The organism is Sulfurimonas sp. HSL-1656 (assembly GCF_039645585.1).
Lineage (GTDB): Bacteria > Campylobacterota > Campylobacteria > Campylobacterales > Sulfurimonadaceae > Thiomicrolovo > Thiomicrolovo subterrani.
Genome location: NZ_CP147915.1, coordinates 958981 through 974669, shown reverse-complemented (window position 1 = coordinate 974669; position 15689 = coordinate 958981). Strand labels below are relative to the sequence as shown.

Below are 15689 nucleotides of genomic sequence, written 5' to 3'. Positions count from 1 at the left end.
CCTCTGATACACCGCCCAAATGGGCGTTTCCGTAAGATGGTGCAAGTGTAGCTTAAATAGAGTAAAAAGACGGTAACGGGCATGGGGGCGGGTCGTTTCAATGGAAAGCTTGTGAATATTGTGATAAGATTTTCCTATGCTCTCAGCTGCAATACTCTGCTGGCGTGTTTACAATTATTAAGATCGTGTAGTGTATAATGCAAGCTCATAATTTTTATAACTTTTTTATAACATTCGCAAAAAACAAGGAGACCGCTATCATGAAACTGGCAACTCTGCTCTGCGCTACGGCCCTCAGCCTCGCGGCTGCGACGGCCCAAAACGGGGGCCTGGCATTGGACGAAGCCATCGACCTGCTCAAGGCACAGAACCTCGAGATCAAAGCCGCGACCTACGACGTACAGAGTGCGCATGAGCGCGCTTCCCAGGCCGGGGGACAGCACTGGGGTTCCCTCGACTTCATCCAGAACATCGCCCGCTCCGACGATGCCGGCAACGTCTTCGGCTTCAAACTGACCGGGCGCGAAGCGAATTTCGGCGATTTCGGTGCCGAAGAGTTCATGGGGAACTTTGCCGCCTGCCAGGGCGGTGATTTGAGCGCCTGTGACGCCATGTATACCCAGCCGCCGGAAGCGCTGAACTACCCCGCCGACCGCAACTTCTTCCAGAGCAAACTGCAGTACACCCTGCCCCTTTACGTCGGCGGGAAGATCAGTGCCTACGTCGAAGCGGCCGAGGGAATGGAACGCCTCAAGCGCCTGGACAAAACGAAGCTGCTCAACGAGAAGATCTACGAAACCCGCAAGGCGTACTACGACATGCGCCTGCTTGACGAGGCGCTTTCCAACCTGAAGACGATCTACGACAACATCGGTACCCTTGAAGCGATGACGGAGTCGATGATCAAGGAGGGGTATGCCAAACGCACCGACCTGCTTGAGGTCCAGGCGAAAAAATCAAACGTCGCGCGCTCCATCCACCAGATGGAAGCGAACGAGGCGCTGCTCTACCACTACCTCAGCTTCCTGCTCGACCAGCCCGTCAGCGCCATCACCCTGCCCGGCTCCGACGTTCCCCTGCCGCCGCTCGAGACGGCGGACGTCATCGCCGCCAACATCGACGTCAAGCGGGCGCAGACGGGTCTGAAAATCCGCGAAAGCATGCAGGATGTCGCCCTGTCGGACTACCTGCCGATGGTCGGCCTTCAGGCCGATGTCCAAACGGCCGCCGACAGTTTCGAGCATTATGCCGCCGACAAAGGCTCCTACACCGTCGGCGTCCAGCTCAAGTGGAACCTCTTCGCCGGCGGCAGCGACTATGCCGCCTATGAAGAGGCCCGTATCGAGACCCTCAAGACCAAGACCCAGATCGACCTCGCCAAAAAAGGGATCGCCCTCCAGGTCGACAAGATCCACACCGAGATCAAATCTCTCGACTACGAGATCGACGCCCTCTCCAAAGAGCTGGCCCTCGCCAACGAGATCTACGCCAGCTACGAAGCGCGCTACCGCGAGCAGATCGCTTCCATGAGCGACGTCGTCATCAAACAGTCCCAGCAGCTTGAGAAGGTCCTCGCCCTGCTGGAAGTCAAGAACAAACGGACCGAACGGGTCTTTGCCCTCGAAAAACTTGCCAACGGAGTCACACAATGAAAAAACTGCTTCTCACTTTTATCCTCGGTGCGGCGGCACTCTATGCCGACGGGCTGACCGTCGCCGGGAGCGTCATCTCCGACAACCAGAAGATGATCACGAGCCGCTACATGGGCTTCGTCACCGAAGTCGGTGCCGCTGAGGGCGAACGCGTCAAGAAGGGGCAGCTGCTCTACACCATCGACTCCAAAGAGGTCGACAGCGCGAAAGCGCGCGTCGAGCTGGGGATCTCCCAGGCCGAACTCGCCCTGCAGATGAACCAGAACCAGCTGAGCAACGTCCGTCTCAACCTGGCACGCTACAAGCGCCTCCTGGAAAAGAACATGGTGAGCCAGTACGAGGTCGAGAACCTTGAACTCGCCGCGAAGAATATGGAGGACATGGTCGCCATCAGCAAAAAGCAGGTGGAACAGGCCCAGGCGCAGCTCTCCGAAGTCTACAACCAGTACAAGTACCTCCGCATCAAGGCCCCGAACAACGGCGTCATCATCGCCAAGAACATCAAAGTCGGCGAGATGGCGATGCCGGGGATGCCGGCGTTCGTCCTGGCGGACCTGAGCGACCTCAAGATCGCCATCGAAGTCGCCGAAAGCGACCTCTCCAAGGTCCCCTACGGTACCAAGGTCGCCGTCGAGGTTCCTTCCGTGGGGCTGCTGACAACCGGCACCGTCAGCGCCATCATCCCCAGCTCCAACCCGATGACGCACACTTTCCGCGTCAAGATCGCCTTTAAAACGACCTCCAAGGCCCCGATCTACCCGGGAATGTACGCTACGGTCACGATCCCGTAAGGAGTGCAGATGCAGACACACAAACCCTACACCCCCAAGGACTACGCGGGTAAACTCGCCCGCTACTTCATCAACAGCCCCCTGACGATGATCCTGGGGATCACCCTGCTCGCCATCGGCTACCTCTCGCTGATGATCATGCCCCGCGAGGAGAACCCCCAGATGGTCGTCAGCGGTTCTACTGTCATCATCGCCCTGCCCGGCGCCACGGCCAAGGAGGTCGAGAACGTCATCGTCCGCCCCCTCGAGCGCAAGATGAAAGAGGTGCTCGGCATCGAGCACATCATGGGGATGGCGATGGACAACGTCGGCATCGTCAACGCCGCCTTCTACATCGGCGAGGAGAAAGAGGATTCGAACCTGAAGGTCTACGACAAGATCATGCAGAACGCCGACATCTTCCCCGAAAATGCCATGCAGCCGGTGATCAAGCCGCTCGACATCGACGTCGACATCCCGATCGTCTCCGTCGCTTTCTACGCCAAAGACCCGGCCAAGATGGACGACACCCAGCTCTACGATGCGGTCAAGAACCTGCAGCACGCCATCAACGGCCTGCCCAACGTCGCCGTCACGGCGCTCAAAGGGGGGCATAAGCACCAGTACAACATCCTCGTCGACCTGAACAAGCTCTCCGGCTACAACCTCTCGCTGGGGCAGATCACCCAGGCGGTCCAGGCCCTCGCCTACAACGTCCCGGCAGTCAAGAACCGCACCAAAGAGGGCGAGATCGTCATCATGGGCGTCAAGAACGCCATCGAAAGCGTCCAGGACGTTGAGGACATTATCGTCGCCCAGTACATGGGGGCGCCGATCCACCTGCGCGACGTCGCCAAGGTCGAGGACGGCTACGATATCCAGAACTTCCGTTCCGCCAGCATCAGCGTCCGCGACGGCGACGCCTTCTCCCCGCTTCAGGACCAGGTCACGCTGACGATCTCCAAGCTCAAGGGGACCAATGCCGTCGTCATCGCCGACGAGGTCAAAGAGGCCCTCGAGAACTACAAGCCGATTCTCGAAAAAGCGGGGATCAAATACTCCATCACCCGCAACGACGGCGAACGCGCCAACGAGGCGGTCAACGAGCTGGTGTTCCACCTCATCATCTCCATCGTCATCATCGCGATCCTGCTCGTCTTCGTCCTGGGGTGGCGCGAGTCGCTCATCGTCACCTTCACCGTCCCGGCCATCCTGGCGATCACCCTCTTTATCGCCTATATCACCGGGCAGACGATCAACCGGATCACGCTCTTTGCCTTCCTGCTCTCGCTGGGGCTCCTGGTCGATGCGGCCATCATCGTCATCGAGAATATCCACCGCCACTTCCACTCGGTAGAGTCGGCGGACATGCCCAAGGACGATCTGCTCGTCGAGGCGACCGACGAGATCGGGCCGCCGACGAACATCGCGACCTTCGCCATCATCCTCACCATGGTCCCTATGGCCTTTGTCGGCGGCATGATGGGGCAGTTCATGAAGCCGATTCCGGCCAACGTCCCCGTGGCGCTGATCGCGTCGCTCTTTGTCGCCTATATCTTCACCCCCTACTTCGCCAAGCGGATGATGCACCGCCCCGACCATGCGAAACACCAAGGAGGCCATAAATGATCTTCCAGAAGTTCGAAGCCTTCATCGCGGCGCTGCTGCAGAGCAGAAGCCAGAAGAAAATGATCCTGATCGTGACCCTCGTCGCCTTTATTATCTCGGTGCTGATGATCGCGCCGACCGAGATCGTCAAGGCCAAGATGCTGCCGGGCAAGAACAATGACACCTTCACCGTCTACGTCGATCTGCCCAACGGCTCTTCCCTGCGCCAGACGACGGCGGTAAGCCAGTGCGTCACCTCCTTTATCCAAAAAGAGCAGGAGGTGCTCGACACCGAGACCTTCCTCGGTATGGGTGCACCGCTCGATTTCGCCGGCCTCATCAAAGGCAGCCATTTCAAAAACGCGGAGAACGTCTCCGAGATCGTCGTCAACCTGACCAAGAAGCATGACCGCGACGAACCCTCCTACCTGATGGTCCAGCGGATGCGCCCCCTGATCCAGGATGCGTGCCAGCCCGTCGTCGCCGGCACGAACATCAAGTTCGTCGAACCGCCGGCGGGACCGCCGACCCTGGCCGCCATCGTCGCCGAGATCTACGGCAGCGACACCGCGGGTATCCGTGACCTCGCCGGCAAGGTCGCCGCGATCTTCCACCAGACGGCGGGGCTCGTCGACATCGACGTCATGGCCGACGAGATCTACGACCGCTTCGACCTCAAGGTCAACAGCACGAAGATCACCCGTTCGGGCCTCACCATCAAGCAGGTCAACGACATCATCTACCTCGCCTTCGAGGGGATGGACATCGCCGTCAAGAACAGCGAAACGATCAACGAGCAGATCCCGATCTTCCTGACGCTGAGCCCGGAGTCGAAGGTCTTCAGCCGCAAGGACAAGCGCGCCCTCGAACAGAAGCTCTCGGGACTGCGCCTGATGAACAGCAACGGCCTGCTCGTGCCGCTGACCGAGGTCGTCGACATCATCCCGACGCAGGCAAACCCTATGATCATGAGCAAGGACCTGCACCAGATGGTCAACGTCGTCGCCGAAACGGACATGGTCTCCCAGGTCTACCCGCTGATGGACGCACGCCATACGATCCTCGACACCCTCTCGGAGCAGTATGACATCGAGAAGACGGGCCTCTTCGACCTCTCCCTCACGGACAAAAAGACGGGGAGCCATTACGAGCTGCACTGGGACGGCGAGATGGAAGTCACCCTCGACACCTTCCGGGACCTGGGCGGGGCCTTCATCGCTGCGCTCGTGCTCATTTTCCTGCTGATGGTCGTCTACTACAAGAGCTTTACGCTCAGCGGCATCGTCCTGCTGGGAAGCTTCCTCTCCATCATTGGGGTCATCGTGGGCCACTGGATCATGGACCTCTTCAGCGCCGACACCTTCTTCCTGACCGCGACGTCGCTGATCGGCTTCATCGCCCTGATCGGGATCAGTTCGCGCAACTCGCTGCTGCTCATCGACTTTACCAAGTCGCTGATGCACGAGAAAGGGATGCACAAGACGGAAGCGCTCGCCTACGCCGCCGCCACCCGTGCCAAGCCGATCTTCCTGACCGCGACGGCGATCATCCTCGCCTCGACCCTGCTCGCCAGCGACGCCGTCTTCGGCGGGCTCGGTGTCGCGCTCATCTTCGGCACCATCGCCGCCGTCGCCGCGTCGCTGCTCGTCGTGCCGGTCCTGCTGCACAACGCCGACCTTGAACGCCACTTCGGCTTCAAAGAGCGCAAAGCCGTCTCCGTCTACGAACCGTAGGCCTCATGCCGTGTGCCCCTGCGGCACACACCCTTCAATCATCAATGCATCCCGACTGCGATACCCACACTTCATTACATAACTTTTTTTAATTAATACTCAACGGAAATACAGACAAAAGTTCAAACCAAATATGATGGATAACTAAGAGACTAAGCGTGGCTGTGAACGGCACGGCCTGATTACTATGTAACCATCATGAGGAGAGACCCATGAACACAGAAACCCTTACCAAATGGACAAGAACATTGGCCTCGATGCAGCGTTGGATCGTTCCTGCTGCCTTTGGGGCCATTCTCATAGGCACTGCCGCTGCCGCAGAAAAAGCGATGTGGCCCGGGACCGTGGCAGGTGAGCCCGCACCGAAGATGAAAGGCGTACCGCCGGTCCTTTCCCAGAACCTTGCGAATTTTGATGACCTGGATTTCCGCGTCTACACCGGCCAGGAGTGGCAGGATCTGCACAAGAGCCATACCAAGGATGTCATCGTCCACTGGCCCGACGGCCATGTGACCAAAGGCATTGAGAAGCACATCGAAGACCTGAAGTACATGTTCACCTTTGCGCCCGACAACCGGATCAAGGAGCACCCGGTCCGCTTCGGTACCGCAGACGGCCAGTGGACCGCCGTGACCGGCTGGCTCGAAGGCACCTTTACCAAACCCATGGTGCTCGCCGACGGCACGGTCATCCAGCCCACGGGCAAGGCTTACCGCATTCCGATGGCAACCATAGGCCACTGGAACAGGGACGGCATCATGTTCGAAGAGTTCCTTTTCTGGGACAACGGCGCCTTCATGCAGCAGATCGGGCTGGCACCATAAGCATCGACAAACCGAACGTATCTGACACTCCGCGCCCGTCATACCGCGGGCGCTCCCCCTTCACCCGCTTTAACCCGACTGACTGTAGAATGCAGCATGCAAACGGCAAGGAGCGATATGGACACCGAACTGCGCAGCGCGGGTGAAGAGGACCTCCTTTTCCTGGTTGAAGCCCTCCATAAGACTTTTCTCTTCCTCTCCAGGTGCGCAGAGGGACCCTATTACGAAGGGTTTGCCGCCCTCTCCGTCGACGCGATGGAGGCCTATGCCCTCGAGTACCTCGACACACGGAAGGCGAAGACCCTCATTCTGCAGCACAACGGCGAAGCGATCGGCTGCATCATGGGCAAGATCGCCCCGTCGCAGATCGGGGCGGCCGATATCGGGCTTGTGGGGTGGATCGGCCTGTGCTACGTGGACGAAGCCCACCGGGGCCGTGAGCAGTGTGCACAGCTGTACGGTGCGATGGAAGAGTGGTTCGCGTCGAAGTCCATCGGCACCGTCGAACTGAGCTATATGGCGGCGAACGAGAGTGCCCGCAGCGCCTGGGAACGCCTGGGGTTCGAACCGCTGCGGGTCATCGCCACCAAAAATATCGATACGGGAGAAGTATGACCGAAGCAACAGCGGACCTGGAGCACTATAGCGCACAGCTCGAAGCGGCAGCCGCCCGCCTGGACGCCCTCCCCCTCCACCGCCTCGACACGGAAACTTCCATGCTCAAAGAGGCCTTCGACCTTGTCTACGATGCGGGCGTTTTTGCCTTTCACCGCTACGCTTCCGACCTGCATGAGACGATGAAGTTCCGGCTTTTCACGACCCTCGCCCCCCGCTCGGGCAGCCTCGCCTTCCTGGCCATCCAGATCCTCGCGGCCAACAAGATCATGCACGTCAACCGTTTCACCCAGCTAGATACCTACCTGGCCAAACGCTGCGGGATCGCCATCAACCACCTGCGCGCCCCCGTCACGGTGGTATCGGCCACGCAACAAAACGGCGCCTACCGCCTGAACGGCCGCCTGACGTGGGCAAGCGGCTACGGCATTTTTGACACCCTCGTCGTCGGCTTCCATTGCGAAGGGCAGGAGTTTCAGGCGGTGGTTCCTTTTGAACCCCGCGAGGGCTTCACCCTGGGCACCCCGACCGAAACGTTTGTCGGCAACGCCATGCACACGGTCGATGTCGTCCTCGACAATTATGAAGTGCCGCAGGAACACATCGTCGCCTCGCACCCCCTCGGCACTTACACGAAAAACAAATCCGTCTCCAAGACCATCCACTACGCCCTCTACGGCATCGGCCTCGGCGCCGTGGATGTCCTGGAAGACGAGGAGGTTCGCTGCGCCGCCGGAGCGAGACTGGAAGCCGTGAAAACCGCCTTTCTCGCCACGAAAAACGGTGAGGAACTCGACAGGCTCCGCATCGAGCTCTTCGAACTCGTCCAGCAAATAGTCACCACCGGAATGATCCTCTACGGCGGCCGCTCCGTCCTCTCAACTGAACGGCTCCAGCGCTACTACCGCGAACTCGTCATGTTCAACGCCAACGGGCTCAACAACGCGCTCAAACGTCTGCATAAACAAGCTTTTTTCTCAGCACTAGAATCCACACATTAAAAGTCAAAGTGTCCAATAAGCACATATATCAATGATAGACAGACACTTTGTCCGAATATCAAAATACCGAGAACGTTCAAACAGAAATAATTTTAAGAAAAAAAGCGTAGTATTAACAGATATATTTCAATTTGTTTAATATTGCGATTAAATATCCAATATTAGGACACTCATGAGTTCCAAATATCTATGGATGTTCCAGCAATATGACACAGTTTGGGAATGAATAAATAGTTATACACTAAGGAAACTAGATGCTTAAGTCACACATAGATGCAATTGAGAATCATCTCGTAAGCATCTCACAAATTCCTGCTAATGCTGGCCACACTTTACATCGTGGTACGCCAAGAGAAGCATTCATTAAAGAATTCTTGGAAGGGCATCTAAGTGCAAATGTTGCAATAGGAACAGGCGAAATTATCGATTCAAATTCACAACCTAGAGCTCAGAGAAATCAATATGACATCGTCATCTACAAAAACAATTATCCAAAGCTCGACTTTGGTGGTGGTGTCAACGGTTTTCTAGTCGAGTCGGTTGTTGCCACTATTGAGGTGAAATCCTTGTTGGATCAGTCAGCTATAGATCAATCTGTCAGAGCTGCCTACAATGCGAAGAGTTTATCTCCTAATGTTACACGAAGTTTTAGCAGTGGTTGGGTTCCACCAAAAGTTATCAATTATGTAGTTGCCTATGATGGTCCAGCTCAAATGAGTACTGTACATAATTGGATTATGAATAGTCATGCCAATAATAATATTCCGCTTCCAACATGGAACCAACCAAATCGTACATCTACTCCAGGTACAGCTCTAGATGGTGTTGTATTGCTGAACAAGGGCTTTGTAAAATTAGATAATTCACCGTTGACACTAAATAACCCTCAAGCTCCTTTGCCAGGAACTCACATTATAGCTGACAACCCAAATGGCAACTTACTAATGATGTTTTTAGCACTACAAGAGGCTTGTAACAATATTCAAGGAGCATGGCTAAACGCAATTCCTTATATTCAAAACGTGCAATTTGGAAATGTTCGCATTGTATAGAAGGTATAACAAATCAAAGGAGACCAATCAAAAACCCGCGCGCGGCTTTTTGATTGCTCATTTTAAACGTTAACCTTCAAAGGAAAAACAATTGGAAATATCAGAACTTGGTCCATGGATATCTGCTGCCAAAGATTCACTTGTAGGTTTATCAGCTGTCACTGCCACTATATTTGCATACTTAGGACTAAGTGCATGGAAAAAAGAGCTCAAGGGAAAAGCAGAATATCAGCTTGCAAAAGATGTTTTGAAGTCAGTATATAAAGTACGAGAAGCTTTTAAACATGTTAGAAATCCTGCGATTTATCAATATGAATACCCAGAAGATATGACAGATTATCACGGTCATTTAAAGCGTGAGTACAACTATGAAGGCACAGCACATGTCTACGAAAAACGATGGGAAATTATGCATGCTGCATTTAAGGAACTTGAAGAACATCACTTGAATGCACAGGTTGAATGGGGCTCAAAGTTTCAAGACGTCATAACCGGACTTCGATCTTGTAGAGTAACGCTTCAAATTGCAATTCAACAAATGCTTGAACGAAAAAAAGATCCGGAGTTTAATCAAGCTACTACACGGGAAGAAAGAGCTAATGAAAGATCTGTTCTTTATTACGGTGGTGAAGATTCCGAGTATGACAAATTTACTCCAGAAATCAATGAAGCTATTGCTAAATTTGAAAAATGGTTACGACCTCATGTCAGCAAAAAAGGTTAACAAACCAAAGGAGACCAATCAAAAACCCGCGGGCGGCTTTTTGATTGCTCATTTTAAACGTTAGATGGTAAGCAAATGAGGCACGAAACAATAAAGAGAATTGAACTGCTTGATACCGGTGAGTTGCTACTTGGCCTTGAAAGCCAAGGCAAACCGGAATACCAATATGTGTACCGAGATGCTGCCGGTGTTTATTGGGATCAAGAACGACATGGATTCAAATCAACGCCATTGAAAGAATGGAGTTGTTCTCAATGGTACAAACAAATTTGCGATGTTGTTCAGTCTAGTTTAGACATTGAGCTGAAACTTGCGAAAAACGTTTTGTGGTCAAATGTACCAGCAGAAGAGCAGGAGGAAATTAAGCATGCGAATAGCATCTAACAAATCAAAGGAGACCAATCAAAAACCCGCGGGCGGCTTTTTGATTGCTCATTTTAAACGTTAGATGAAGATGAATAACATGAAACTAAAAGTACCTACACAAGAAGATTTTGAAAATTATGATGGGCTGCATTGTCACAGACTTTGGGCTATGGTAGGTGATTACTGGATATGTCCTTCGTGTAAAAGAAACAAGTATCAAATAATGAGGTGGGCTAAACGATTTCCGAATTCACCTAATGCATTTTACGACTGGGTTGCTATACTGCATAAGCATCATGATCATTCACAAGGTTATTTATCTTTGAATAATGGCAGATTCCCTCAAACAGTAATTTGTGATCAATGCAATTCAGCAGATGGGGCAGCCAAAAGAAAACTATCTTTGCCTAAGGATTTTTCATTCTCGCCTGAGGAAATAGGCCGTTTTGTTAAGGCTACTCCGCATGGAAAACACGAAATTGACTATGAGATAGCAAAAGCGATATATGATGCAGTCCACATCTAACAAATCTCTGCACACCAATATGAGGCCCACATGCGGGCCTCATATTGGTGAGTTTAAACGTTATAAAAAGGAGTTAAAATGCAAACCAAAAACTCAATCCTAATTGTATGCGGGATTGTCTTACTTAGTGGATGTACATACAAAGCAGAATTAGTTTCACAAAAAGACAATTCAATTCATTATGGAACATTTAATGATTTTAGCGACACCTTTGATATTACAATAAGAGATGAAAATTATAAAGGGCATTGGTCAAGAATTAAAACTTCAAGTTACGGAACAGCAATGGTTGGAAATAGCACGGCTTTAATAAGTGGTTCATCAACAAGTGGTGGAATATTAAAGCAAAGAGGTTCAAAAGGTGGCTATCTGAGTTGTACATTCACATTAAATAATTCCGTAGAATATGGTACTTGTGAAGAAAGAAAAAATAAAGAAACTTTTGACTTAACAATAGAATAAATAATAGTTGAGGCTTTACAGAAATATAAGCCATAACAAAACATTGGAGAGAAATATTTGACCCTGCGGCCCAAATATTTCTCATTTTAAACGTTATCCAGTGGGAAAAGATGAAAAGTTCGATTGACATATCCAAAGTTCTTTTTGCAGTTTTTATTTTTTATATCCTCTGGGGAATTAGTTTTCAATTTGGCGGAAGAGACAGACTTCCGGAATTAATCATCTGCCTCTTAAGCTTCATATTTATTTTTATACCGGTTTTGCTTGTTGCTATGCTCGTTCCCAAACAGCAAAAGCCAAAAGATTCAAACGCCACGACGAATGAAAGATTTGAAGATTATGCCGATCGAAGAATCCACGAAATCGAGGAAGCTTTGAAGCAGAACAGCAAGTAGATATCGCGGAGACTAACCACATGTCACCCCATAAAAATAAAAACGGATAAGGGAGTCATTTTCATGACGGACTTTACTTCTCGCGTCTTCGTCCCTGCCCTTATGGTAGGTGCTGTTTTATTTGCCATCAGCATCTTCATTCCAGGAGGTTTGGGGATCGTCCTCGGCCTGTTCGTCACCGGGCCTATCGGTTTTTTTTCCACTGCCCTTTGGAAACTTTACAGCGTCAGCATCAAAGAAGACAAGATTGATTTTCACGCTGCACTCAAGTGGTTCGTTTACGTATTTATATGGATTTCACTCTATATACTCCTCCTGATGAACGGTTTTTCAATGTTCGTGCTTTTTATCGCCGCATTGCTTCAGCTATTTGCCGTTCTCTTGAGTATGACTATCCTCGATCTCGCCGCTACACGCTCTGAAATACCCAAATCGTTAAGGCGAACGATGAGCGTCATTATCGCAGCGATGGCCCTCATAATGTTTACGACACTACTGCCGCCGGTCAAAAGGCCCATTTACGGTCCGGCTTCAACACTTGAGATGGAAGGCCCCGATACGATTCTCCCGAAAGTGGCTTTCATTCTCGACAGTGATTTGGACGCGAGTCGGCAATATCCCATGCTCGTCATTGATCGGAACACGCTTGCGATGGAATGGCTGATCATAACGGCAGCTGCTCTGGGTTTGAATCTGGTACTGATAGGTATACGAAGGCGCTCACGGGGTGAGGATGACATATCCGGTACTGCCTAACAACCCGGAGGAGAGCAACCAAAAGAACAAAGCACCCTTTCATAGTTTGAAACTTGCACGAGAGATTGTAGTTCCATGGGTCAAAGCTGATTTTTTCATGCTGCATGACAGCGTAAAATCCCACCGCGCCCGGGGCAGAAAGAGATCGAGACCCGGAGGCACAGCGTTATGGATGAACAAAGAGTGGTCTGTCCCCATTGCAGTGAGATCAACACCATTCCCGTACAGGAGCATTACAGCGAAGCCGACTGCACGCACTGCAAGGCTTCGCTGCTGGAGACGAAACCGGTCGGCGTGGATGATGCGGCCTTTATGAAGCATATCTGGAACAGTGACATCATAGTGGTCGTCGATTTCTGGGCGCCCTGGTGCGGTCCCTGCCGCACGATGGCCCCGGCATTCGAAGAGGCGGCCGCAGCCCTGCCGATGAAAGCCCGATTCCTCAAAGTCGATACTGATGCGCAAAAGCTGCTTGCTGCACGTTATAACATCCGCTCCGTCCCGACGCTGATTCTCTTTAAAAACGGGTATGAGATCAACCGGAGGGCCAGGGCGATGAGCGTGGAAGAGCTCCAAAAGTGGACCGGGAAGTACATCGCCAAATGTAACGCCTACCGTCAGGATGCAGACAGTCGCTGACAAAGCAGTCGGGAGCGACTATTGCATACCTCCTGTTATATGAGTCAGGAGGATGCTGATGCAATTGGACAGACTGGAACGCTATTTCAATGACTACACCTACATCAAAAAAGGACATTATCCGGTCACTGACATGGTGGTCTACTGGTACATGGGTGAAGCGTGGACAGTGGCAAATAAAGAGCACCAAATTGCTGTCAGCGAAGGACTCCTGCGGTCAATCGAAGCAAAAGGCTTTGAACTGAAGCAAGAAGATGTTGCGCGTCTTTTCGAGCTCTACGATCTTCGGGGCAAAGCAGCGCGCGGCGAGCTCCCGGACGAAGCAGTGCTCCAGGCGGCCTTTACCGAGATCATCGAACAACATCACTTATCGCATTGATTAGTGTCTTACGCATATGTAGCCGAATCGAAAAAAGGACGTTAAGACCAAAAGAGCGGATCTTGCATATCGAACAAAAACAAAGGACTATCGCTGAATTCGCGATACGCTCGGCGCGAACATAGATTCGTTTGTTAAAGTCCTTTCCCAAAACAGATCGGAAACCCATGCCCAACAGACTCGAACTCGAAGACTCGCCCTATCTGCAGCAACACAAAGACAACCCCATAGAGTGGTACCCCTGGTGCGACGAAGCGTTCGAACGTGCCCGCACGGAAGCACGCCCCCTTTTCATCTCTATAGGCTACAGCACCTGCCACTGGTGCCACGCCATGGAGCGCGACGTGTTCAGCAATGAAAAGATCGCCGCGATCCTGAACGAACACTATATCTGCATCAAAGTTGACCGCGAAGAGCGCCCGGAAATCGACAAATACTACCAGGAGGTCCACCACCTGCTGAACCGCAAACCGAGCGGATGGCCCACTTCCGTCTTCTGCACGCCGGACAACCGGCCCATCTTTGCCGGTACCTACATCACGCCGGAGTCCCGCGGGGAGAAGATCGGTTTCACGGAGCTCTCTAAACTCATTGCGGCCAAAGTGGCGCAAAAAGATAAAAGCCTGTTCAAAAGCGCAGACGAGATTCAGGCCTATCTGGACAAACCTGCCCCGCAGGCAGTAGAGGTCAAACAGCTCAATGCCACCCTGATCCAGCGCTTCGTCAAACAGGCGCTGCGCATTTTCGAGCCGAACAGCGGCGGCTTTTCGAATGATCTGAAATTCCCGCAGATCTACACCCTCAACGCGCTGCTGGACATCGTGCTGCTGCAGGACAATCCCGATGCCGAGAAGATGCTGACGCAGACGCTCTCTACGATGCACCGGGGCGGCATGTACGACCTCATCGACGGCGGCTTCTGCCGCTACAGTACCGACGTGAATTGGCTGGTGCCCCGTTTTGAGAAGATGACCTTCGACAACGGGCTGCACTGCGAGCTCTACGCCCGTGCCGGACGGATGCTGGATGACGCGAGCTATACCCTCATTGCCAAAGAGATCGCCGACTTTATGAGCGGGAAAATGCAGGAAGACGGCCTCTTCTACTCCGCCAGCGATGCCGACACCGATGGCAAGCAGGGCATCTACTACACTTTTGACTACGACACGGCCAAAACCGCACTGCTCGAACAAGGGTTCGGCGCGGACGACACGGATACCATCCTCGCCGCCCTGCATATAACGCCGGAGGGCAACTTCATGGGCCGCAACATCGTCTGGCTCGAGTCGCCCGCCGACCGTCCGGAGTGGTTCGACGCCGTACGGGAGGTGCTTATCTCCCTGAGACAAGCGCGCGAGTACCCCTTTATCGACAAAAAGGTGCAGACCTCGTGGAGCGCGATGATGATCCGCGGCCTCTTCGAGCTGGGGAAATCCGACCCCATCTACACCCAAAAGGCCGTCGATGCGCTGGAGGCACTTATGGATTTTGTGATGCCCCAGGGAGCGCTCTTTCACTCGGGCCTCATTCACAGCACCCCGAAGGTCGGCGCCTTTTTGGAAGATTACGCCTACCTCGGTACCGCGTTTATCAAAGCGTATGAAGCCACTTATGAAAACGTCTGGCTCATGCAGGCGCAGCGGATGGCCGACTTCGCGCTGGAGGAGTTCTATGAGAACGGACGCTGGTATCTGAGTCGCGGGGAGTTCACGACGGAGGCGGACCCGGCAGACGCGCTTTATCCCGGTTCCATCGGCGTGATCGTCGATCTGCTGCTGAGCCTCGGCATGCTCCAGGATGACAGCTACCGGCAGTTCGCCTTCTCTACCCTGCAGTTCTACTCCGCCAAACTGGTGAAAGCACCTATCAGCTACCCCCACCTCTTCAACCAGGCGATCCGCTACCGCTTCGAAGACCTGCTCGTCAAGGCCAATGCCGACAAACTGGCTATGGCCGCGCCTTCCCTGGCGGAAGTCACCTACCCCTACGTTCGCGTCAAAGCCACCCATAACAAAAACTATATGCTCTGCGGGACACAGAGCTGTTTCGCACAGTTGAAAACACCGGTGGAAATCGCCGACACCATTCGGGAGAAATTTTCATACTGACCCGCGGACGGAGATGTCCAGGGATATTCCGGACGTTCCATCGATTCCTTCGTACAAATGACTCGCCACGCTCCAATTT

General features: G+C 53.0%; 17 protein-coding genes. All 17 read left to right on the top strand.

Translation table 11 applies throughout. The features are described 5' to 3' along the window. Positions 1-260: 260 nt before the first annotated feature. Entirely contained in the window at positions 261-1652 is a 1392-nt protein-coding gene (locus WCX49_RS04940; RefSeq protein ID WP_345986472.1) for a TolC family protein, read from the top strand. Further along, the gene (locus WCX49_RS04935; protein WP_345986471.1) at positions 1649-2443 is read left to right on the top strand and encodes an efflux RND transporter periplasmic adaptor subunit; all 795 of its coding nucleotides are present in this window, start codon (positions 1649-1651) and stop codon (positions 2441-2443) included. The genes WCX49_RS04940 and WCX49_RS04935 overlap by 4 nt, the downstream gene beginning before the upstream one ends. Before the next feature lie 9 nt (positions 2444-2452). After that, entirely contained in the window at positions 2453-4051 is a 1599-nt protein-coding gene (locus tag WCX49_RS04930; protein WP_345986470.1) for an efflux RND transporter permease subunit, read from the top strand. After that, a complete protein-coding gene (locus WCX49_RS04925; protein WP_345986786.1) occupies positions 4051-5763 on the top strand; it encodes an efflux RND transporter permease subunit in 1713 nt (570 codons plus the stop codon). The genes WCX49_RS04930 and WCX49_RS04925 overlap by 1 nt, the downstream gene beginning before the upstream one ends. 212 nt (positions 5764-5975) lie before the next feature. After that, positions 5976-6587, top strand: coding sequence for an ester cyclase (locus tag WCX49_RS04920; protein ID WP_345986469.1), 612 nt, complete (start codon positions 5976-5978; stop codon positions 6585-6587). Between the two features lie 117 nt (positions 6588-6704). Beyond that, complete coding sequence (locus WCX49_RS04915) at positions 6705-7202, top strand: GNAT family N-acetyltransferase (protein WP_345986468.1); 498 nt, start codon at positions 6705-6707, stop codon at positions 7200-7202. Then, positions 7199-8203: a hypothetical protein gene (locus WCX49_RS04910; protein WP_345986467.1), complete on the top strand. Its 1005-nt coding sequence runs from the start codon at positions 7199-7201 to the stop codon at positions 8201-8203. Before WCX49_RS04915 ends, WCX49_RS04910 begins: the two co-directional genes overlap by 4 nt. A gap of 254 nt (positions 8204-8457) precedes the next feature. Beyond that, positions 8458-9255: a DUF6602 domain-containing protein gene (locus WCX49_RS04905; protein WP_345986466.1), complete on the top strand. Its 798-nt coding sequence runs from the start codon at positions 8458-8460 to the stop codon at positions 9253-9255. Between the two features lie 91 nt (positions 9256-9346). Then, complete coding sequence (locus tag WCX49_RS04900) at positions 9347-9979, top strand: hypothetical protein (RefSeq protein ID WP_345986465.1); 633 nt, start codon at positions 9347-9349, stop codon at positions 9977-9979. A 75-nt stretch (positions 9980-10054) separates the two neighbouring features. Next, entirely contained in the window at positions 10055-10363 is a 309-nt protein-coding gene (locus tag WCX49_RS04895; RefSeq protein WP_345986464.1) for a hypothetical protein, read from the top strand. Between the two features lie 64 nt (positions 10364-10427). Next, positions 10428-10871 carry a hypothetical protein gene (locus tag WCX49_RS04890; RefSeq protein ID WP_345986463.1) on the top strand — a complete coding sequence of 148 codons (444 nt, stop codon included), beginning with the start codon at positions 10428-10430 and terminating at the stop codon, positions 10869-10871. 78 nt (positions 10872-10949) lie between these two features. Next, entirely contained in the window at positions 10950-11333 is a 384-nt protein-coding gene (locus WCX49_RS04885) for a hypothetical protein (RefSeq protein ID WP_345986462.1), read from the top strand. A 110-nt stretch (positions 11334-11443) separates the two neighbouring features. After that, positions 11444-11728 carry a hypothetical protein gene (locus tag WCX49_RS04880; protein WP_345986461.1) on the top strand — a complete coding sequence of 95 codons (285 nt, stop codon included), beginning with the start codon at positions 11444-11446 and terminating at the stop codon, positions 11726-11728. A 63-nt stretch (positions 11729-11791) separates the two neighbouring features. Beyond that, on the top strand, positions 11792-12484 hold the full coding sequence (locus tag WCX49_RS04875; protein ID WP_345986460.1) for a hypothetical protein: 693 nt from the start codon (positions 11792-11794) through the stop codon (positions 12482-12484). Between the two features lie 168 nt (positions 12485-12652). Beyond that, positions 12653-13123, top strand: a complete 471-nt coding sequence (gene trxC / locus WCX49_RS04870; protein WP_345986459.1) for a thioredoxin TrxC — start codon at positions 12653-12655, stop codon at positions 13121-13123. Positions 13124-13181: 58 nt separating this feature from the next. Next, positions 13182-13502 carry a hypothetical protein gene (locus WCX49_RS04865; protein WP_345986458.1) on the top strand — a complete coding sequence of 107 codons (321 nt, stop codon included), beginning with the start codon at positions 13182-13184 and terminating at the stop codon, positions 13500-13502. 167 nt (positions 13503-13669) lie between these two features. Continuing rightward, positions 13670-15610, top strand: a complete 1941-nt coding sequence (locus tag WCX49_RS04860; RefSeq protein WP_345986457.1) for a thioredoxin domain-containing protein — start codon at positions 13670-13672, stop codon at positions 15608-15610. The last annotated feature ends 79 nt before the right edge of the window (positions 15611-15689 follow it).